We start from the raw sequence: 20,761 nt of genomic DNA, 5'->3' as shown, positions 1-20,761 counted from the left end.
CAAATTGAGGGAGGTCAAAGGATGCGCCGGCACACGGCGGTTTACCAGCGTGCCCCTGCCGCGATGGTGTAGGGCCTATTGCTCGTCCTTCGGCGGCATCCGGGGCGGCGGGATGGGCGTGAACACCGCGCCCTGCGCCCCGGCGGGCGGGGCAATGAACTCGCCGGTCGAGGAATCGCCGCCGCTCGTCTCCATGATGGTCTTGGGGGTCACATATTCCCGGACCATGTCGATGAGACTGCCATCGCCGCCGCCAAAATCCGCTGCGCGGCCGCCTTGCGGATGGCCTGCCGCAATCTCGTTCTCGGCCGCATGGGTCTTGTCGGCCAGCCTGTCATTGTAGGGCACCCGAAAGGCCCGCGGGATGCCGCTCGGCCGATTGTCCTCATCGAGTTCCTCGACCCAGAGATAGATCGAGCCGGGATCGCCCTCCAGCGAATGCGGCTCGACGATGCGGGCCTTCAGCAGCTTGAAGGCGGTGGGCAGCCGGTCGGCGCTGGCCCAACCGAGCAACCCGCGCATCTCGGTGAAGCTGACCACATAGAAGGCGCTCGTGATGACGACGGCCGTCGCCTTCAGCGACCAGTGCAGCCGCGCATAGACGAGCACCACCAGGAGCAGTGCGCCGATGACGGCGTAGGCAATCGACAGCGTCAGGATGACCGTCTGCAGGCTAGTCACGGCGTATCCTCGCAGTGTTCCTGCTCACACCAGTCCTCGCGTCGAGATCGGCGCCGTTGCGCCAGCTGCTGCGGAACGTCTCCAGCAGGGATTTCGGCCGTTGGTCCACATTGACGACCTTGCCCTCTGCATCGAGCCGGAACCGGACCGCGGTCTTCTCGTCGCCGGTATGGTCGAGCGTGAACTTGTTGTCGAAGATCACCTGCGCGGTCGGATTGAGCTTTTGCACCTTCACATTCGCGGTCACGGGCTCGCCGGTCGTGGCCACGAAATGCGAGACGTTGACGGTGTATTCGCCGGCAAGAATGCCACGCACGGTGACGATCTCCTCGCGGATCGGCGAGGCGATCTTCTTGCCGGCAACCATGATGAAGTCGTTGGCCCCGCCGCGGTCGTCGCGATCGAGCGTGAGGAAGCCCGCCTCGCGGTGGCGGTACCAGGCGATGTTGCCGGCGGGATCCTGCACGAACAGGTCGAGATCGTCCGGGTGATTGTCCGGCCAGTCCAGCGTGATCATGAACTCGGCCTTGGAGTCGATCTTGCCCTCCTTCGCATCGGGAGAGACCGCGAGCAGCGCGAGGAAAAACAGGAACGCGATCACCTGGAGCGCCTTGAACAGCATCACGCCCAGCGGATCGAACGGCTCCTCGCGCGGATAGAGGCCGAAATCATCCATCATGACCGCGCACCGGAACCCTTGCGCTCCAGCACCGGCGTCACATAGGTCTCGGTCAGCACCACCGCGTCCGAGAACACCCGCTGGGTCGCGGCGTCAAGCATGTAGTATTGGATGCGGACCAGGATCGAGCCGACGAGGCCGGCGAGCGTCGTGTACATCGCGACCGCCATGCCGTCGCTCATCAAGCCCATCGAGGAGCGCATCGCGACCTTGTCGGCGGCGTCCAGGCCCGCGATCGGCGCCAGCATGATGATGAAACCGATGATGGTGCCGAGCAGGCCGAGCTTCATCAGCGTGTCGGAGACGAAGGCCCCGAATCCATTCGAGCCGCGCAGGCGGTCGGCGAGCGTCCGCAGCAGCAGCGTCTGATCGACCGGGCGATAGTCCTGGGCGGCGGCCTTGGTCACCAGGCTCTCGATGTGGTCGCGCACCAGCCCGCGCGGCAGCCCCGCCGCGCTCGCATCGAGCGCCTTGCTGCCGCCGGCCGCCGACAGCACCGCGCGGCAGCTCCGTGCTGCCGCCCCCTCCCGCGCGATCGCCCGCGTTCGCAGGAAGCAGTGGCCGCAGGTGACGACGTAGAGCACCGCGATGACGCTCGAAATGTAGGTGCGGTCCGAGGTCAGCATGAGATGGATCAGGCCGAACCGCCACAGCAGCACGACGGCGAAGATCGAGAGCCCGGTGAAGATCATCCAGAACAGCAGCGCGCTGCGCTCGGACGAGTCGGTCGTGGTGCCCGCGATTGATCCAATCGTCATCGAACTCATGCTGCACTGCTCCCGGCTTGCAGGGATTGGCCTGCAACGATTCCACCCAATTAGATCAAAGCCGTCGCGCCCGGTCCAAAGACCCATGCCCAATCCGGCTTGGGAAATTTGCCCGAGCTGCCATCCCGGCCCACCCCGCAATTGGCAAGGCGCGGCGGCGTTGTTAGGCTGACCTTACCAAACGTCGGGGGTGATCGCATGCGCCTCGTGCTTCAGCTTGTCGCCCGTCTGCTGCTCATCGTCGCGCTCTGCCTCGGAGCCGCGACCGTCTGGGCGACGTTCGACGCCTATCGCAGCGTCGATCGCGCGACTGCGGCCTCGGCGCAGCGGGTCGCGCAGGCGCTACAGGCGCTGTATTGGCGCGAGCTTTTGCTGCGCAGCAGCAGAGCGCGCGAGCATCTTCTGCCGGTTCCAGACTGGCGCACGCTGGAGACGATGAAGCTGATCTCGCCCGGCGTCTGCGTCGAGTTCCAGCCGGCCGCGGCATTCGAGAAGCCGCTCTGCGGCCAGAGCGAGGGGCTGGGCAAGCTGCCGCCGCGCTGGTTCGCCGCCATTGTGCCCACCTTCCTCGGCAGCCACGCCGAGGCAATCCGGCCCGTCAGTCCCCGCGCCGCTTCCGCCGGCACGGTGGTCGCAACGCCGGATGGTGCGGCGGCCGTCTCGCTGGCCTGGGAGTACGTCCTCAACGTGATTGACGTCGCGCTGTTGATGGCGGCGGCAATTGCGCTGCTGGCTTCGCTGGCGATCGCACATGCGCTGGCGCCGGCGCGAGCGATTGTGACGGCCTTGCAGCGCATGGCGCGCGGTCAATATCGCTCCAAGCTGCCGCGCTTCCGCTCGATGGAGCTGGCGATGATCGGCAGCGCCGTCGGCGAACTCGGCGGCCGGCTGGAGGAAGCCACCGAGCAGCGCGCCGCGCTGACGCGGCGCCTGATTGAAATCCGCGACGACGAGCGGCGCGCCCTCGCCCGCGAGCTGCACGACGAGTTCGGGCAGAATCTCTCCGCCATTCTCGCTTTCGCCAACATGATCGAAACAGCGAGCTCGAAGAACAAGGACGACGGAATCGCGCAGGATGCGCGCATGATCTCGCAGGCCACCCATCATCTGATGGTCTCGCTCCGCGATGCGTTGAAGCGTCTGCGCAATCCGCTACCCGAGGAGCTCGGGCTCGAGGCAAGTCTCGTCAATCTCGTCGACAGCTGGCGCGCGCAGAGCGCGGCGCGGCCGACGATCCAGCTCGATCTCAGGGGTGACCTCACGGACATCAGCGGTCCGGCCGCCACCACGGCCTATCGCGTGGCACAGGAATGCCTGACCAACGCGCTGCGCCATGGTGCTGCGCGCGAGATCAGCTTGCGCATCGAACGGCGGGCCGGCGATGATGACGCGCTCCTGATCCGGGTCGAGGACGACGGCGGCGGCGATGCGGAACGCGTGGCGCAATCGGCCGGCTTCGGCCTCACCGGCATTCGCGAGCGCGTCACGGCGGCCGGCGGATCGCTGTCGATCCTGCCTGCCCGTGGCGGCCTCAGTGTCGCCGCCACCATCCCGCTCGCCGCGTGAGGCCGGAATGAGCGAGGCTGCGGCAACAGGCATCTCCGTCTTGCTGGTCGACGATCACCCGATCGTCCGGCAAGGCTATCGGCGCGTGCTGGAAAGCCAGGGCGATCTGCATGTCGTGGCGGAAGCCGACAACGCCGCGGACGCCTACGGGGCGTTCAAGGCGCATGATCCTGACGTCGTCGTTCTTGACATCTCGATGCCCGGCGCGAGCGGGCTGGAGGCGATCCGCAACATCCGGGCGCGCAGCCCGCGGGCGCGGGTCCTCGTCTTCACGATGCACAACGAGGCCGTGCTGGTGAAGGCCGCCTTCAGCGCCGGCGCCAGCGGCTTCGTCACCAAGAGCAGCGAACCCTCTGCCGTCGTGACCGCTATACGCAGCGTCGCCCGCGGCGAGCGCGCCATGAGCGACGACATCGCGCATGTTCTGGCTGAGGAGAGTCTTTCGCCGACAGGTTCAGCGCTGGATCAACTGGGCGAACGAGAAATCGAGATCCTGCACCAGTTCGCCGGCGGCGCCACCACTGAAGAGATCGCGGCGCGTCTCAATCTCAGCGTGAAGACGGTCCAGAACTATCACTATCTGATCAAGACCAAGACCGGCGCGCGCACGGATGCGCAGCTGGTGCGGCTGGCGGCGACGTGCGGGCTGACGAGGATCTAGCAGCGGAGCTGCCGCATTCCGCGAGCGACCTGGCGTTCGCGAATCTGCTGGCCGGGATGGAACGGAGGCCATCCAGCCCCGGTTAGCAGTAGAGTGGAGGAGTAAATCGCCATGAGCAAGGTTCATCACAAGGCAGTCGACCACCCCCCGATCATTACCGTAGGCGAACTCATCGACGAACTTTGCCGCCTGCCTGACACCGCCGTCGTCCACTTTCGCTGCCCCATGCTCGAACAGGAGCTGACGTTCTACCGCCTTCGAAAGCGGTCGAAGGATGCCGTCGAAATCGCGATCAACGCATATCCAGAGTGCCCGCCGGTCGTACCGGCGGCGAATGGCGCATATCACCCGCGCAAGCATGCGACCGCCTCACCCTCCGTTCACGAGAGCGCGCATCTTCACAAGGCGAGAGGGTGATTTAGGCGTCGCGGTCTAAAGCGCGATGAGATTTGGATGAATGATCATCGCGGTTTAGGTTGTTGTTTACGCATGATCTTTCCGGAAAACCGCTTCGCACTTTTCCGGATCATGCTTTAGGCCGCCTTCAGCCCGCGCAGCAGCAGTGCGAGCGTCGCATCGACGCGCGCCGAGAGATCGGCGTCCTTCCACTCGTCGGCATGGGCCGGATGGTGAAAGCGGACGGTCGCATCGAAGATCGCGCGCGCGGTCGCCTTGACGTCACCCGCGGCGAACTCGCCCTGCTTCACGCCGTCGGTCAGGATCGCCGCGATCTGGTCGATCATGGTGTCCTTGTGACATTTGACGGCCGCGCAGGCCTCGCGCGCCAGCGTCAGATAGGTCTCGAACATCTCGGGATCGTCGAGCACACGCGAACGCTTGGCGGCGAACAGCGTGCGCAGCCAGCGGTCCAGCCTGTCAGGCGCCGGCCCCTGCTCCCTGGCGATCGCCAGCAACGGCGCGTCGATGCGGTCCAGCCAGCGTTTGGCAACGGCCTCGCGCAGCGAAGCCTTGCTGGGGAAATGGCGATAGACGCTGCCGTGGCTCACATCGAGCGCACGGGCAACGTCAACCACGGTGGCCTTGGCAAGTCCGTAGCGCCGCAAGACGTCCTCGGTCACTTCGAGGATCCGCTCCGGCGTCAGGATAACGGCTTCATTCATGCCAGCACCATGTTCCCGTTTGGGGCTCAGTTACCCGGCAGTAGGGCTGCTTCCGAAGCGCCCTCGCCGGTCGTTCGGAAAGCCTATGCCTTAATGAGGCAGTTTTGCAGCCTGCGCCGCGATCTGGCGCGCCACCAGCAAATTGAGCCAATGCCCAATCACACCGGTGAAATTGAGGATTTCGGTCGTCATTGTCTTAAGTCTCCATTCGTCCGCGGTCCCCGTTCTTCCATCCGCCCTCCGATCCGAGCTTGGTTCGGATGTCGGGCTCCCCGGGGCTTGTCGCGGGACGCCCCATCGGAACGTCCGGGACGGATATACACGTCTCGCTGACAGATTTCAATATCTGTCAGTCAATGATCCGTGATTGACCGCTAATAGTTGCGGCCGGGCTGCATCCCCTGCGAACCGGTCCGGTGGAAAGCTTGGCGATCCCCCCTCTCCCGCAGCCCAGACCGTTTGTTTCACCCCGCCAGCTCTGTTAAATCACGGCGTAAAAAGCATTTTGGCCGGCGCCGCATTGTCAGGATCGTCCGCCCACCTTCTGGAGCCCTCCCATGATCCCCCGCTATACCCGTCCCGAAATGGCCTCGATCTGGGAGCCGCAGACCCGGTTCAAGATCTGGTTCGAGATCGAGGCGCACGCGGCGGACGCCCTCGCCGAGCTCGGAACCATCCCCAAGGAGGCCGCCAGGACCGTCTGGGCCAAGGCCAAGGACGCCACCTTCGACGTCGCCCGCATCGACGAGATCGAGCGCGAGACCAAGCACGACGTCATCGCCTTTCTCACTCACCTCGCCGAGATCGTCGGCCCCGAGGCGCGCTTCGTGCACCAGGGCATGACCTCCTCCGACGTGCTCGATACCTGCCTCAACGTCCAGCTCACCCGCGCCGCCGACCTGTTGCTCGCCGACCTCGACAAGGTCCTGGCCGCGCTCAAGAAGCGCGCCTTCGAGCACAAGATGACGCCGACCATCGGCCGCAGCCACGGCATCCATGCCGAGCCTGTCACCTTCGGCCTCAAGCTCGCTTATGCCTATGCCGAGTTCACGCGCGCCAAGGAACGCCTGATCGCGGCGCGCAAGGAGGTCGCGACCTGCGCCATCTCCGGCGCGGTCGGCACCTTCGCGCAGATCGACCCGCGCGTCGAAGAGCATGTCGCAAAGGCCATGGGCCTCGTCCCCGAGCCGATCTCGACCCAGGTGATCCCGCGCGACCGTCACGCCATGTATTTCTCGACGCTCGGCGTGATCGCCTCCTCGGTCGAGCGCATCGCGGTGGAGATCCGCCACATGCAGCGCACCGAGGTGCTGGAGGCCGAAGAGTTCTTCTCCGAGGGGCAGAAGGGCTCGTCCGCGATGCCGCACAAGCGCAACCCGGTGCTGTCGGAGAACCTCACCGGCCTCTCGCGCATGGTGCGCGCCTATGTGACGCCGGCGCTGGAAAACGTCGTGCTCTGGCACGAGCGCGACATCTCGCACTCCTCGGCCGAGCGCATGATGGGTCCCGATGCCACCGTGACGCTCGACTTCGCGCTGGTGCGCCTCGCCGGCCTGATCGACAAGCTCCTGGTGTACCCCGCCAACATGCAGAAGAATCTCGATCGCCTCGGCGGCCTCGTGCATTCGCAGCGCGTGCTGCTGGCGCTGACCCAGAAGGGCGCGAGCCGCGAGGACGCCTACAAGCTCGTGCAGCGCAACGCCATGCCGGTCTGGCGCGGCGAAGGCGACTTCCTCCAGCTTCTGAAGAAGGACGCGGAGGTGAAGAAATATCTCACCGACGCCGAGATCGAGGAGCAGTTCGATCTCGGCTATCACCTCAAGCACGTCGACACGATCTTCAAGCGCGTGTTCGGCGAGAGCTGATATTTTCGTCATTCCGGGGCACGCGAAGCGTGAATCCGGAATCTCGAGATTCCGGGTTCGATGCTTCGCACCGCCCCGGAATGACGACAACGCCCACAAAAACGGATCCCAACCCATGCCCATCGTCAACCGCGTTGCCGCCCTCTCCGACGAAATGGCCGCCTGGCGCCATGACTTCCACGAGAATCCCGAATTGCTCTACGAAGTCCACCGCACCGCCGGCATCGTCGCCGAGAAGCTTCGCGAGTTCGGCTGCGACGAGGTCGTGACCGGCATCGGTCGCACCGGCGTGGTCGGCGTGATCCGCGGCCGCAAGTCGGCTTCCGGCAAGACCATTGGCCTGCGCGCCGACATGGACGCGCTGCCGATCATGGAGACGTCGGGTGTGCCTTACGCCTCGAAGGTGCCCGGCAAGATGCATGCCTGCGGCCATGACGGCCACACCGCCATGCTGCTGGGCGCGGCCAAATATCTCGCCGAGACGCGCAATTTCGACGGCACCGCGATCATGATCTTCCAGCCCGCCGAGGAAGGCGGCGGCGGCGGCAAGGCCATGGTCGAGGACGGGCTGATGACGCGCTGGAACATCCAGGAGGTCTACGGCATGCACAACATGCCGGGCCTGCCCGAAGGCCATTTCGCGACCACGCCCGGCGCGATGCTCGCCTCCTCCGACAACATCCAGATCACGGTCCGCGGCAAGGGCGGTCACGCCGGTGCAGGCCCGCACAAGTCGGTCGACAGCGTGCTGATCGGCTCGCAGATCGTCAATGCGCTGCAATCGATCGTTGCGCGCAACGTCGATCCGTTGAAGTCGGCGGTCATCTCGATCACGCAATTCCATTCCGGCACGGCCTTCAACATCATCCCGGAGGTCGCCGAGCTCGGCGGCACCGTGCGCACGCTCGACCCCGAGGTGCGCGATCTCGTCGAACGCCGCATCGGCGAAGTCGCCGACAGCGTCGCCCGCGCCTATGGCGGTTCGGCCGAGACCAAGTACACGCGGATGTATCCGGTCACCATGAACCATGCCCGCGAGGCCGGCATTGCCGCCGAGGTCGCCCGCGACATCGTCGGCACTGAGCGCGTCAACGACAAGTTCATCCCGATGATGGGCGCCGAGGACTTCTCCTTCATGCTGGAGGCGCGTCCCGGCGCGATGGTGCTGGTAGGCATGGGCGACGGCAACGAGTGCCACCACCCGGCCTACGTGTTCAACGACAACATCCTCGGCCACGGCGCCTCGTTCTGGGCGCGTCTCGTTGAAACGCGGATGCCGGCGGGTTGACACCGCAATCGCTGCGCTCGTGGCCCGAGTGAGCGAAGCGACACCCGGGAAGCTACACCCTCCCGGATATCGCTTCGCTCGTCCGGGCTACAGTTCAACGCAAGCACCTACGCCTGCACCACCTCGTGACGCATCACGAACGGTGCAAGCAGCTTGTGCACCTCGTTCGCGACGGCCTCACGCTGGTCCTCCGCAACGCTGGCGAGCGTCACGGTCGCGATCGAGCCGTGGCTGCCGTGCGGACCGACCTTCACCTTGCAGTCGATGCCGCGCTCGACCAGCGGCGCCAGCACCTTGGCGAATACGCGCTCGGCCGCGTCCCAGCGCAGCTGCGGCTTGAACACCTTTCCGACACCGGTTACCGGCATCGGATCGATCGGAATGACCTGCACCGGGACGGCGGCGCGCTCCGGTGTACGCTCGCGCACCCAGGCTTCCAGCTCGCCCGGCTCGACCTTTGCGCCCGGCTTCAACTGCACATAACCCACCGGCAGCTCGCCGGCATAGGCGTCGGGCTGGCCGACCACGGCGGCGAAGCCGACGGCGGGATGGCGGAACATGATCTCCTCGATCGGTGCCGGGTCGATGTTGTGGCCGCCGCGGATCACGAGATCCTTGGCGCGGCCGGTGATCCAGAGATAGCCGTCGGCATCCAGGCGGCCGAGATCGCCGGAGTTGACCCAGACCTCGTCGACGAAGGCGCCCTTGTTGTGCTCGTCGTTGAGATAGCCGCCGAACACGCCGGGCCCGGCCATGATGACGACGCCGATCTCGTTCGGCTTGCAGTCGCGGATCAGGCGGCCATCGGCGTCGAGCTGCACGACACGCACCCGCGCGTAGGGCATGGGAAGGCCGACCGAGCCGAGCCGGATCGGCCGGCCGGGGTAAGCGAGCGTGTGCACGCTCGAGGTCTCGGTCATGCCGTAGACCTCGACCACCGGCAGCTTGAGCTTGTCCTGGATCGCGGAGCCGACGGCGACTGGGATCGCCGAGCCGCCACCCGCGGCGTATTTCAGACTCGAAATATCGGCATTGTCAGGCGGCACCGCGAGCGTCGCGGCAAGCACCGTCGGCACGCTCGACAGCGCCTCGGGTTTGAAACGCTCGACGAGCTGCCAGATATTTTTCACCGCATTCGGATTGCGCCAGCCGCTCGGCGACAGCACGACCAGCGAGCCCCCGCTCGACAGCGTCGTCAGCACCTGTGTCAGCGATCCACCGACGTGAAACAGCGGCATGCCGAACAGCAGATTGGCGCCGGGCTTCGCCTTCAACAGCAGATTGAGCGCCCAGGCCTGATAGACCTGGTTGGCATGGGTGTGCCGCACCAGCTTCGGCGTGCCGGTGGTGCCGCCGGTGTGGAAATAGGCGGCAATGTCGGCACCCGAAATCTTGCGCCCGCTGACCAGCCGGTCCGACGGCTGCTGCTTGATCAGGTCGCCAAAGGCGAAGATGCCCTTGTCCGGATCGCCGCCGCCGAACACCTGCACGATGGCCTTCAGATGCTTGAGCTGCGGGCGGATCTGCTCGACCTTCTGCCAGATGTCGGTGCCCGGCATCGGTCCGAGCGCGACCAGGATCCTGGTGTTCGCGGCCTCCAGGATCTCCGCGATCTGGTGCGACTCGAGCAGCGGATTGACGGGATTGGCAATGCCGGCGGCCTCCGCGCCGAACAGAGTGACGAAGGCATCCGGTACCAGCGGCAGCATGAAGCTGATGACGTCGCCCTTCTCGGCGCCGAGCGCGTGAAACATGTTGGCGGCCTGCGTGACGCGCGCCATGAAATCGCGATAGGTGACGACCAGCGGCGCGTCGGCGAGATCGGCATTTTGCAGGAACTGGATCGCCGCACCGTCAGGGTTGCGCGCCGCACCAAGCCTGATGGCGTCATAGGTGCTCTCGGCGGCAATGCGGTCGACGTAGGGGACCTGCTCGAACGCCCGGACCTCTTCGTCCGTCAAAAGATCCGGATAGTCGTTGCCGATGAAACGATCGAGCGCGTGGATGCCCGCCATGGAATTCCGTCCTCCCTCAGATGCATTTTCCCGCCCCTGTCTTTTTGACAATTGGTTCGGCGAGGCCTCGGCCGATGGCCGGCCGAGCGGGGAACAGAATGATGGATGATTGAGGCTTCGTCCATTCCCTAACGACTGCGGCGATCAAGGCCGGCTTGGACGGCCATTGAACCTCCGCGCCCAGACCGGGGACCAAGAACAGGCATTGGATTCGTCTGTCAGCGTCCTGCCGCAAGACTTGAGGTGATTATGGCTACGCCTCCGCGGAATCGCTCCCCTCGGCTATTCGCCGAGATCGCGATGACATCAGTGATCATGGCAGTAGCGATTGCCCCGCCCTCCGCCGCGCTCGCCGAGAGCCAGTTCAAGATGCGTGCCAGGATCGCGGCCTTCATCACCGACAAGATGGAGAAGCTGGGCGGATCGCACATCGTCTACAAGGTGGACACCAACGCCTTGCAGGAGGCGATCGTCACGGATCTGCGCGACGATGTCTACAAGACCCTGCGCGAGGGCCGGATCGCCTTCTCCGGCCTTGCGATCCGCGACGGCGGCGTCGACGTGAAGATCGCGAATGCCAAAAGTCGCGAACAGCTCACGCGCAAGCTCGCGGCGGCGGCGGAGGGACTGCCCGCGCATGCGCTCACCGTGACTGGTGGCGGAGACGGTCTGATCAGGCTCGCACCCGCCGATGCGGCATCCGCCGAGCGGCTGCGCGACCTCGTCGAAGATTCCATCGCCATGATCGAGCAGCGCCTCAAGGACGCCGGCATCAAGCTTGCCGGCGTTCAACCCGATGGGACAGACCGCATCCGCATCTTTCTGCCCGGCATGATGGAGCCCGAGCGCGCCACCGCGATCTTCGCCAGGAAGGTCACGGTCGCCTTTCGCCTGATCGACATCTCCATGTCCGCGGAGCAGGCGCAATCCGGCACGCCGCCCGCGGGCACGGAAGTTCTGCTCGGCTTCAAGGTCAAGCTTCCTTATCTCGTCGCCAAGGACAGCGCGCTCGACGGCGGCGACATCGGCCATGCCGGCCCGGGATTGACGAGCGACACAAAGGAGCCGATCGCCTCGTTCCGCTTCAACGGCCGCGGCACGCGACGCTTCGCCCACATCACCGCAGAGAACGTCGGAAAACCCTTCGCCATCGTGCTCGACGACAAGGTGATCTCCGCTCCAGTGATCCGCGAGCCCATCACCGCGGCTCGGGCCAGATCGCCGGCAACTTCACCCTGGAAGAGGCCAACAGCGTCGCCATGCTGCTGCGCGCCGGCTCGTTGCCAGGACGCCTCGGCCTCGTCGAGCAGCAGGTCGTGCAACCCGCCGCCAACCCGTAAGCGACGGTCGCGCCCGCCCCGGCCGCGTCCAGGCCCTCCGCGACGGCAAAGCCTGCCCCGCTGCCCCGAATCACGGCCGCGCCGCGGCCAGACGCGCAACCAACGGGCAATTGCCGAAACGCCCGATCAGGCTAAAATTTGCCTCTTGCGGCATGACGGCCGGAAGCGTCATTCAATCGGTCGTCATTCGATTTCGGCTATACGAGTGCCGACCACGACCGAAGGCCTTACGCGGGGACCAGATCATGCCGTCCGGCAGCGCAGACATCTCGTCGATCCTCGACCGCATTCTCGATGCGGCAACCGATAACCTCAGGATCGCCAAGGTCCTGGTCCAGATGGGCCTCGACCCGAACAACGTCACTTACGATGCGATCTTCAATCGGCTCCTGGAGATCTTCGTCCACAACATCACGCTGGCCAATCTGTTCGCCGCGGTCGGCGCCGGCTTCTTCGTCGCCACCCTGTTGATGCGGACCATGGTGCCGCTGCGCGTCGCCAATATGATCGGCTGCGCGTTGTTCGCCGTTTTCGGCGCACTCTCCGCCAATGTCGCGACGTTCCTGCTGTATCTTCTGTTGCTTCCGATCAACGGCCTGCGCCTGCGGCAGATGCTCAAGCTGGTGAAGAAGGCGCGCCATGCGGCCGAAGGCGACATGTCGATCGAATGGCTCAAGCCGTTCATGACCGAGCGCAAATACCGCCGCGGCGACACGCTGTTCAAGCTGGGCGATCCCGCCAAGGAGATGCTCCTGACCGTCACCGGCAAGTTCCTGGTCAAGGAGATCAACGTCGAGATTCTACCGGGCGCGCTGATGGGCGAACTCGGCTTCCTGACGCCGGACAACCGCCGCACCGGAACCATCGAATGCATCGAGGACGGACAGGTGCTGACGATCACCTACGACCGGCTGCTGGAGATCTACTTCCAGGATCCGCAGTTCGGATATTATTTCCTGGTGCTGACCAGCCAGCGCCTGCTGCAGAACATCGATCGCTTGCAGAGGCAGCTTGCGACGGAGCGCGCGGCCACCACGAACAGGATCGCGTGACCGTGCGCGCGTCCCACGTGAGGCCGCACATGACGACGTGATGTGGAGAAGAAGGCGCGCTCTCGCGTCCGGGACACGAGACGTCGCCCCCCGGTCTTTGCGGGGGTCCGCCGCAAAATCGCCCCAAAAACCGAATGGTAACCATGGCGGGCTAGGGTATTGACGTGACCAATTCTCCGACGATCCTGGTGTTCGATTCCGGCCTTGGCGGGCTCACGGTGCTGCGTGAGGTCGTGGCCGCGCGCCCGGACGCGCATTTCGTCTACGTCGCCGACGACGCCTTCTTCCCTTATGGCCACCATAGCGAGGACGAGATCATCGCCCGTGTCGTGCCGTTGATGGGGGAGCTGATCGGCACGCATGATCCCGACCTCATCGTCATCGCCTGCAACACGGCGTCCACCCTGGTCCTGTCGCATCTGCGCGCCGCTTATTCCCTGCCCTTCGTCGGGACGGTGCCGGCGATCAAGCCGGCCTGCGCGCAGTCCAAGACACGCCGCGTCTCGGTGCTGGGCACCAAGGGCACGGTGAAGCGCGAATACACCAAGGCGCTGATCCGCGATTTCGCGCAGGGATGCGAGGTGACGCTGGTCGGCTCGCCCGAGCTCGCCTCGCTCGCCGAGGCCGCGCTTGGCGGCGATGCGATCAGCGACGGCGACATCCTCGCCGAACTCACTCCCTGCTTCGTCGGCGATGCCGCGGACGCGAGCGCGCGCACCGACACCGTGGTGCTCGCCTGCACCCACTATCCGCTGCTGCTCGATCGGCTGAAGCGGCTGGCCCCCTGGCCGGTCGACTGGATCGATCCGGCGCCGGCGATCGCGCGCCGCGTCTCGGACCTGCTGGGTGCGCACAGCGGCGGCATCGCACAGTCCGGTGCCGAGATGATCTTCACCTCGAACCGTGTTCATGGCCTTTCGGCCACGCTGACACCATTCTTCGGCGGGCGCGTGCTGGCCTGACCTTGCGCCGCAACCGGGCGCTGCTAGGCTCGCCGTCGTCATTTTCTTGCAGGCATTTTCCATGTCGGTCCCGTCCACGCCGCTCAACCGTCTCCGTCAACTCTGGCGCGAGGGCCGCCCCGCCTTCGGCGCCATTGCGACGATTCCGAGCGTGCAGACCGTGTAGATCATGGCGCGCTCGCTCGACTGGATCATCGTCGATCTCGAGCACGGCCCGATCGGATTGACCGAAGCACATGCGATGATCGCCGCCACGACCGGCACGGCCTGCACCCCCTTGGTGCGGATCGCCGCAAACGAGCCGTGGCTCGCGAAGGCACCGATGGACATCGGTGCCTTCGGCATCAACTTTCCGATGATCACCACGCCCGCAGAAGCCGAGAAGGCGGTCCGCAGCGTGCGCTACCCGCCGCGCGGCGACCGGCTCTGGGGTCCGTTCCACGCCCCGTTCCGCTGGGGCCAGTCGATGCCGGACTACATGGCGAGCGCCGATGACGAGATGATCTGCATGATCACCATCGAGCATGTCGACGCGGTCAATCGCATCGACGAGATCATGGCGACGCCGGGCATCGACGTCGCCGTCATCGGCCCGGGCGATCTCGCCACCTCCATCAACAAGCGCGGCCAGATGGACGACCCGGAGCTGCTGGAGCTGATCGCGCGCGCCGAGGCCGGCATCCTCAGAAGCGGCGTGCCGATCGGCGGCGTGGCGCGCACCGCCGACCAGGCCAACGCCCTGATCGACCGCGGCTACCGCGCGATCGCGCTCGGCTTCGACTGGTCGCTGTTCCAGCGCGGCATCGTGGCGGCGTTCGAGGGCATCAAGCGCTGAATCGCCGCAACGAGCGGGTCGGCCTTGCCGTGAACCAGGACGCTGCTAGGGTCCGCGGTTCAGGGAGGAAAAACATGCTCAAGAAGACTTTGCCCGCGTTGTCCTTTGCCGGTCTCGCCTTTGCCGGTCGGCCGGCGCAGTGCACGACGCCGCGATCCACGGCGACAAATCATTGAAATTGTTGATCATTCACGCCACCGGCAAGACCACGCCGCTGACTTCGCCGGCGCTCTGAAAGCGTCGAACCCAGCGGCCCCAGGCCGGTTGGTTCATGCTAAGCACGCGGCGAGCGGTCGACGTGCTCGTTGCACATGTTTTAATCTTATCCCAGGAACCGGAGACCAATGCGCGGGACGCCAAAGACCATTTCGCTGCGGCGCCGCCTGATCTGCGACCTCATGCACGCTTCGATGGGCGTGCCCTTCGTTTCGCTCTCCCGTTCGCTCGATATCCGCCCTCTGCTGGACGCCCGCGTAGGCGCAACAGCGCCCACCGGCTGGGCCGCGATGTTCGTCAAGGCCTTCGCCCTGGTTGCCCGAGACGAGCCGATCCTGCGCACCGTCTACGCCAAATGGCCGTGGCCGGCCCTCTATGAGCTGCCGAAAAGCGTGGCGCTGGTGGCGATCGCCCGGGTCGAGGCCGGCGAGGAATGCGTGATGCCGCAGCGAATCGCCGCGCCGGAGGCCCTGTCGCTGGCGGCAATCGACGCCGAGATCCGGCACGGCAAGACAGCGCCGATCGCTGACGTCCCGATGTTCCGCAAGATCATGCGGGCGACCCGCCTGCCGCTGCCGCTCCGACGCCTGTCCTGGGCCATCGGCCTGAATTTCGGCCGGCAGCGCGGCAACTGGTTCGGCAGCTTCGGAGTGAGCTCGGTGGCGGCCTATGGCGGCGGCGAACTCCACCCCATCACGCCGGGCCCCTTTATCATCAGCTATGGGCGCGTCGAGCCCAACCAGACCATCCATGTCGTGATCCGTTGGGACCACCGGGTCACCGACGCCGCCCCGATTGCCCGGGTCCTGACCCGGCTGGAACAGGTCCTGAACACTGAAATCGCTGCCGAATTGCGAGCGGCCGGCTCGAAGCCGATCCGGGCGGTCGGGACCTGAACGCGTGGCGGGTCATCCCGGTGCTGCGGGCGCCCCGGAATGACGGCTAAAGAATTGACAGCGAACCCCAAACTCCCCTAAAAGCCGCTTGCTCGCGGGCCGATTTCGGCCCGCGAAGCGTTTCGCGACCCGTGGTCAAGTCCCTTAAGCTTTGGGGATCGGACCTGTCGGTGCCGGGCCAGGCCCGTCACACAGGAGGGCGCGTTTCCTCAAACCATGCAACCGAAGAGGACGCGATGACTAAGCGCAGTGAGGCGAAGTACAAGATCGATCGCCGTATGGGCCAGAACATCTGGGGCCGCCCGAAGAGCCCCGTGAACCGCCGCGAGTACGGCCCCGGCCAGCACGGCCAGCGCCGCAAGGGCAAGCTCTCCGACTTCGGCGTGCAGCTCCGCGCCAAGCAGAAGCTGAAGGGCTATTACGCCAACATCAGCGAACGCCAGTTCCACGGCATCTATGTCGAGGCGAGCCGCCTCAAGGGCGACACCGGCGAGAACCTGATCGGCCTGCTCGAGCGTCGTCTCGACGCGGTCGTGTACCGCGCCAAGTTCGTCTCCACGATCTTCGCCGCCCGCCAGTTCATCAACCACGGCCACGTCAAGGTGAACGGCCGCAAGGTCAACATCTCGAGCTATCAGCTCAAGGTCGGCGACGTGGTCGAGGTCAAGGAAGCCTCCAAGCAGCTCGCCCACGTGCTCGAAGCCAGCCAGCTGCCCGAGCGCGAGGTCCCCGACTATCTCGACGTCGACCATGGCAAGATGACCGCGAAGTACACGCGCATCCCCGGCCTCTCCGACGTGCCGTTCCCGGTGCAGATGGAGCCGCATCTGGTCGTCGAATTCTATTCGCGCTGATATCTCCGCGATCCATTGCTCAAAGGCCCCGGTTTTCCGGGGCCTTTTTGTTTGATAGCGTGCTTTCAATGTCTCAGATGGCCAACCAGTCCGCCAACACTCTGCCTTCGGCAGCGCCGACTGAAGCGGCGCTTCGAGTATGGGAGGCTCTCCCCCGCGACGAGCAGATCTGCCGATATCAGGGGCTGTTCGCTCTGCCTGATTGCAATATCTTCACAGCTGACACGCCAGACGACATCCTCCTCGCCGCGCGGCAGCGCGTCGCTCAACGTTCTCTTGGCTGACAGGTCATCGGGACACGCACGCAATACGTCGCAATTGTTCGACTCGTGAATGAGACACGCCATGCTCTACACCCCTCCCCCCATCGATCCCAAGGCGCCACCGGTGCGCATCAATCTGCTGTCGGACACGCAGACCAGGCCGACGGCCGCGATGCGCGAGGCGATGGCGCGGGCGGAGGTCGGCGACGAGCAGGTCGGCGACGATCCGACCGTCAATGCGCTGTGCGAGCGCGTCGCGGATCTGCTGGGCAAGGAAGCGGCGGTCTACATGCCCTCCGGCACGATGTGCAACGTCACTGCGACGCTGGTGCATTGCCGTCCCGGCGACGAGATCCTCGCCCATGAGACCGCGCACATCATCGCCCGCGAGGGTGGCGCGCATGCCGCGATCGGCGGTTTCCAGGTCACCCAGCTCAAGGGCGATGGCGGCCAGTTCACGCCGGAGACCTTCCGGAAGGCGCTGCACCCGCGCACGCGCTACCAGCCGCCGCAGACCGTCGTCAGCGTCGAGCAGACCGCCAATATTGGCGGCGGCACGATCTGGAAGAAGGCCGCACTCGACGAGATCGTCGCGATCGCCAGGCAGCACGGCCTCGTCACCCATATGGACGGCGCGCGCCTGCTCAACGCGACCGTGGCCAGCGGCATCTCTCCGCGCGACATGACCGCGGGCTGGGATTCGGCCTGGATCGACTTCTCCAAGGGCCTCGGTGCGCCGATCGGCGGCGTGCTCGCGGGCTCGCGCGCCTTCATCGATGCGGTGTGGCAGTGGAAGCAACGCCTTGGTGGCTCGATGCGGCAAGCCGGAATCTGCGCGGCGGCCTGCATCTACGCGCTCGACCATCACGTCGATCGCCTCGCCGACGACCACGCCAATGCGCGGGCGCTCGCCCGCGGACTGTCGCAGATCTCAGGCATCGAGGTGCAGGAGCCCGAGACCAATCTCGTGTTCTTCAAGCCGGACGGCGCCGGCGTTCCCGGCGACAAGATGGTCACCGCGCTCCGTCAGCGCGGCGTGACGCTTGCGATGATGGACGGCCGCATCCGCGCCTGCACCCATCTCGACGTCAATGCGAGCCAGATCGAGGAGACGATCGGATACGTCCGCGAGATCGTGCGCGGCGCTTAAGCACCGCCCCATCGCCTGATGGATCAGCGTCTTCAGCTCGAGTTGAATCCGGCTGCGCTGCGACGGGTCTACGCCAGGTGGACGAAGAAGAACATGTCCTGCTTCAGATCGATCATGAAATAGCACCGCCGATCCCGCCGGGGCCGCCGTGTCGCGCAAGCGCCTCGGCATGGAGTTTGGCGCCTGGCTCGGCGAAGCAGCAGAACACCACGCGCGCAACGAACGGCGCAGCAGCGAGCGCTTCGATCGTCGCGCGCACGGCGATATCGGCCGCCCGGTCGGCAGGAAAGCGGAAAATGCCGGTCGAAATCGCGGGGAATGCCACCGAGGTCAGCCGGTGCTTGCCGCACAGCTCCATCGATCGGCGATAACAGGAGGCGAGCAGCTCGTCCTCGCCGAGCGTGCCGCCATTCCACACCGGACCGACGGTGTGGATCACATGTGCGGCCTTGAGCCGATAACCCCTGGTGATCTTCGCGTCACCCGTCTTGCAGCCGTGGAGCATGCGGCATTCGGCGACGAGCTCGGGCCCGGCCGCCCGATGGATCGCACCGTCCACGCCGCCCCCGCCAAGGAGCGACGTGTTGGCGGCGTTGACGATGGCGTCAACGCCGAGTGTCGTGATGTCGGCAACGATGACCTCGAACTCGGCGCCACCGATCCGGCGCGCCAGCACGGTCATGTATCAGGCCGCGACGGCGACGCCCTTTTCGGAGAAGAGCTGCTGCAATTCGCCGGCCTGGAACATCTCGCGAACGATGTCGCAGCCGCCGACGAACTCGCCCTTCACGTAGAGCTGCGGGATGGTCGGCCAGTTCGAGTATTCCTTAATGCCATTGCGCAGCTCGGCGGATTCGAGGACATTGAGGCCCTTATAGCCGACACCGATATGGTCGAGGATCTGGACGACCTGGCCCGAGAAACCGCACTGCGGAAATTGCGGCGTACCCTTCATGAACAGAACCACGTCGTTCGACTTCACTTCGTTGGCGATGAATTCCGCGATGCTCATATCCGTGTCCTTCTGGGGCAGAGCCCTCACCAATTGCTTCGGGCCGGCTCAGCCGATTTAACCCGATACCTGCCTATATATGTAGCCCAAACCGTTGTGCATCCAAAGTAAAATGGCGGCGACAGGTCCCGGGCAATCATGCCGAGCCCAACAGGTCCATAGGCTGATGACATCAATATCATCACCGGAGAGGACTTTCATACCGTAACAGAGCCCCTATCTAGGACGAACGCTCGTTATGGAACCGGGTCGCGCCAACAACGTTCTCTTGTCCTGTCTGGAGAAAAACGTGACGAAACCAGCCTCAGCTACGGCCGCCCCCCAGCTTTCGTCACCGTCCTTCCACCCGGACGACCTCGCCCAGCGGCTCGAGGCGGCGTTTCTCACTGTCCGCAATGAGACCGAACGGCGGGCAGCACCGCTGTCACCGGAGGACCAGCAGATCCAGTCCATGCCCGATGCCAGCCCGACCAAATGGCACCGGGCTCATACCACCTGGTTCTGGGAGCAGTTCCTGCTCGGCGAGCACGCTGCGGGCTATCGGCCCTTCCACCCCGATTTCGCGTTCCTGTTCAATTCCTATTACGTCAGCGCCGGCCCGCGACATGCCCGCAATCATCGCGGCGACATCACCCGGCCGAGCGCCGACGAGGTCGGCGCCTATCGCAAATACGTCGATGCTGCCGTCGTCGAATTCTTCCGCGGGGCTGGCGAGGACAAGCTTCGCGCAATCGCGCCGCTCGTCGAGGTGGGGCTCAACCATGAGCAGCAGCATCAGGAATTGATGTCCACCGACATCCTGCATGCCTTTGCGCAGAACCCGATCTACCCGACCTATGACCCGGACTGGCGCTTCCCGCCCGCAACGCGTAGCGGCGATGACTGGCTGACACTCAATGAAGGCATCCACACCGTCGGCCATGTCGACGACAGCTTCCATTTCGACAACGAGAAGCCGGCGCATCGTGCCCTCGTCGGTCCGGTCAAGATCGCCCGCAACCTCGTCACCAATGCCGAGTGGCTCGCCTTCATGCAGGATGGCGGCTACCGGACCGCAACCCTGTGGCTGATGGACGGCTTTGCCGCGGCCAGCAGGGACGACTGGCAGGCCCCGGGCTACTGGCGCGAGGTCGACGGCGCATGGCAGACGATGACGCTGGCCGGCCTCAAACCGGTCGATCCCGACGCTCCGGTCTGCCACATCAGCTACTATGAAGCCGACGCCTTTGCGCGCTGGTCCGGAAAACACCTGCCGACCGAGATCGAATGGGAGGTCGCGGCCCGGGCTGGCCAGCTCAACGATGCCTTCGGCATCGTCTGGCAATGGACCCGCAGCTCTTACTCGCCCTACCCCGGTTATCGCGCCGTCGAAGGCGCGCTCGGCGAGTATAACGGCAAATTCATGGTCAACCAGCTGGTGCTGCGCGGCTCCTCGCTTGCAACTCCGCAAGGTCACAGCCGCATTACCTACCGCAACTTCTTCTATCCGCACCACCGCTGGCAGTTCACCGGACTGCGCCTCGCCGACTACGACTAGA

General features: G+C 65.2%; 18 protein-coding genes and 2 pseudogenes. 13 read left to right on the top strand and 7 right to left on the bottom strand.

Annotated elements, in window-relative coordinates; genetic code table 11:
* Positions 1 to 75: 75 nt before the first annotated feature.
* The 3 genes from XH87_RS05440 to XH87_RS05430 are packed head-to-tail and all read right to left on the bottom strand — an operon-like array spanning position 76 to position 2,127.
* A complete protein-coding gene (locus XH87_RS05440) occupies positions 76 to 681 on the bottom strand; it encodes a hypothetical protein (protein ID WP_035707655.1) in 606 nt (201 codons plus the stop codon).
* On the bottom strand, positions 674 to 1,360 hold the full coding sequence (locus tag XH87_RS05435; RefSeq protein ID WP_035707652.1) for a hypothetical protein: 687 nt from the start codon (positions 1,358 to 1,360) through the stop codon (positions 674 to 676). Before XH87_RS05435 ends, XH87_RS05440 begins: the two co-directional genes overlap by 8 nt.
* Complete coding sequence (locus tag XH87_RS05430) at positions 1,357 to 2,127, bottom strand: MotA/TolQ/ExbB proton channel family protein (RefSeq protein WP_271586435.1); 771 nt, start codon at positions 2,125 to 2,127, stop codon at positions 1,357 to 1,359. The genes XH87_RS05435 and XH87_RS05430 overlap by 4 nt, the downstream gene beginning before the upstream one ends.
* 198 nt (positions 2,128 to 2,325) lie before the next feature.
* Here XH87_RS05430 and XH87_RS05425 point away from each other — a divergent pair, with 198 nt between their 5' ends.
* From XH87_RS05425 to XH87_RS05415, 3 genes are all read left to right on the top strand, one after another.
* A complete protein-coding gene (locus tag XH87_RS05425; RefSeq protein WP_271586434.1) occupies positions 2,326 to 3,693 on the top strand; it encodes a sensor histidine kinase in 1,368 nt (455 codons plus the stop codon).
* A gap of 7 nt (positions 3,694 to 3,700) precedes the next feature.
* Entirely contained in the window at positions 3,701 to 4,354 is a 654-nt protein-coding gene (locus XH87_RS05420) for a response regulator (protein ID WP_035707641.1), read from the top strand.
* A 111-nt stretch (positions 4,355 to 4,465) separates the two neighbouring features.
* Positions 4,466 to 4,771, top strand: a complete 306-nt coding sequence (locus XH87_RS05415; protein ID WP_035707638.1) for a hypothetical protein — start codon at positions 4,466 to 4,468, stop codon at positions 4,769 to 4,771.
* A 116-nt stretch (positions 4,772 to 4,887) separates the two neighbouring features.
* Here XH87_RS05415 and XH87_RS05410 read toward each other — a convergent pair whose 3' ends face one another.
* Positions 4,888 to 5,475: a TetR family transcriptional regulator gene (locus tag XH87_RS05410; RefSeq protein ID WP_035707636.1), complete on the bottom strand. Its 588-nt coding sequence runs from the start codon at positions 5,473 to 5,475 to the stop codon at positions 4,888 to 4,890.
* Between the two features lie 557 nt (positions 5,476 to 6,032).
* Here XH87_RS05410 and purB point away from each other — a divergent pair.
* Positions 6,033 to 7,340 (top strand): adenylosuccinate lyase, encoded by a 1,308-nt coding sequence (gene purB / locus XH87_RS05405; protein ID WP_271586433.1) that lies wholly within the window; start codon positions 6,033 to 6,035, stop codon positions 7,338 to 7,340.
* Positions 7,341 to 7,455: 115 nt separating this feature from the next.
* On the top strand, positions 7,456 to 8,628 hold the full coding sequence (locus XH87_RS05400; protein WP_271586432.1) for a M20 aminoacylase family protein: 1,173 nt from the start codon (positions 7,456 to 7,458) through the stop codon (positions 8,626 to 8,628).
* Positions 8,629 to 8,735: 107 nt separating this feature from the next.
* Here XH87_RS05400 and XH87_RS05395 read toward each other — a convergent pair whose 3' ends face one another.
* Positions 8,736 to 10,643, bottom strand: coding sequence for an acyl-CoA synthetase (locus XH87_RS05395; RefSeq protein WP_271586431.1), 1,908 nt, complete (start codon positions 10,641 to 10,643; stop codon positions 8,736 to 8,738).
* A 249-nt stretch (positions 10,644 to 10,892) separates the two neighbouring features.
* Between XH87_RS05395 and XH87_RS05390 the strand changes: the two are divergent.
* From XH87_RS05390 to XH87_RS05360, 7 genes and pseudogenes are all read left to right on the top strand, one after another.
* Positions 10,893 to 11,983: pseudogene (locus XH87_RS05390) on the top strand (SecDF P1 head subdomain-containing protein).
* A gap of 245 nt (positions 11,984 to 12,228) precedes the next feature.
* A complete protein-coding gene (locus XH87_RS05385; protein ID WP_271586430.1) occupies positions 12,229 to 13,035 on the top strand; it encodes a Crp/Fnr family transcriptional regulator in 807 nt (268 codons plus the stop codon).
* A gap of 164 nt (positions 13,036 to 13,199) precedes the next feature.
* Positions 13,200 to 13,997, top strand: a complete 798-nt coding sequence (gene murI, locus XH87_RS05380) for a glutamate racemase (protein WP_035707621.1) — start codon at positions 13,200 to 13,202, stop codon at positions 13,995 to 13,997.
* 61 nt (positions 13,998 to 14,058) lie between these two features.
* A pseudogene (locus tag XH87_RS05375) lies at positions 14,059 to 14,832 on the top strand (HpcH/HpaI aldolase family protein).
* Positions 14,833 to 15,176: 344 nt separating this feature from the next.
* Positions 15,177 to 15,944 carry an acyltransferase gene (locus tag XH87_RS05370; RefSeq protein WP_271586429.1) on the top strand — a complete coding sequence of 256 codons (768 nt, stop codon included), beginning with the start codon at positions 15,177 to 15,179 and terminating at the stop codon, positions 15,942 to 15,944.
* A 236-nt stretch (positions 15,945 to 16,180) separates the two neighbouring features.
* Complete coding sequence (gene rpsD, locus XH87_RS05365) at positions 16,181 to 16,798, top strand: 30S ribosomal protein S4 (RefSeq protein WP_035707594.1); 618 nt, start codon at positions 16,181 to 16,183, stop codon at positions 16,796 to 16,798.
* 345 nt (positions 16,799 to 17,143) lie between these two features.
* Positions 17,144 to 18,211 carry a threonine aldolase family protein gene (locus XH87_RS05360; protein ID WP_271586428.1) on the top strand — a complete coding sequence of 356 codons (1,068 nt, stop codon included), beginning with the start codon at positions 17,144 to 17,146 and terminating at the stop codon, positions 18,209 to 18,211.
* 112 nt (positions 18,212 to 18,323) lie between these two features.
* On the opposite strand, the gene XH87_RS05355 is transcribed toward XH87_RS05360, so the two are convergent.
* Together XH87_RS05355 and grxD are read right to left on the bottom strand one after the other, a co-directional pair.
* Positions 18,324 to 18,893, bottom strand: a complete 570-nt coding sequence (locus tag XH87_RS05355; protein WP_158671400.1) for an O-acetyl-ADP-ribose deacetylase — start codon at positions 18,891 to 18,893, stop codon at positions 18,324 to 18,326.
* Positions 18,894 to 18,896: 3 nt separating this feature from the next.
* The gene (gene grxD / locus XH87_RS05350; RefSeq protein ID WP_035707586.1) at positions 18,897 to 19,223 is read right to left on the bottom strand and encodes a Grx4 family monothiol glutaredoxin; all 327 of its coding nucleotides are present in this window, start codon (positions 19,221 to 19,223) and stop codon (positions 18,897 to 18,899) included.
* Between the two features lie 238 nt (positions 19,224 to 19,461).
* Here grxD and egtB point away from each other — a divergent pair, with 238 nt between their 5' ends.
* Positions 19,462 to 20,760, top strand: coding sequence for an ergothioneine biosynthesis protein EgtB (gene egtB, locus XH87_RS05345; protein WP_271586427.1), 1,299 nt, complete (start codon positions 19,462 to 19,464; stop codon positions 20,758 to 20,760).
* The last annotated feature ends 1 nt before the right edge of the window (position 20,761 follow it).

It is taken from the genome of Bradyrhizobium sp. CCBAU 53415 (assembly GCF_028128735.1).
In the GTDB taxonomy this organism is placed as follows: domain Bacteria; phylum Pseudomonadota; class Alphaproteobacteria; order Rhizobiales; family Xanthobacteraceae; genus Bradyrhizobium.
The sequence above is the reverse complement of the archived record's forward strand: the minus strand, read 5'-3'. Positions and strand labels throughout refer to the sequence as shown.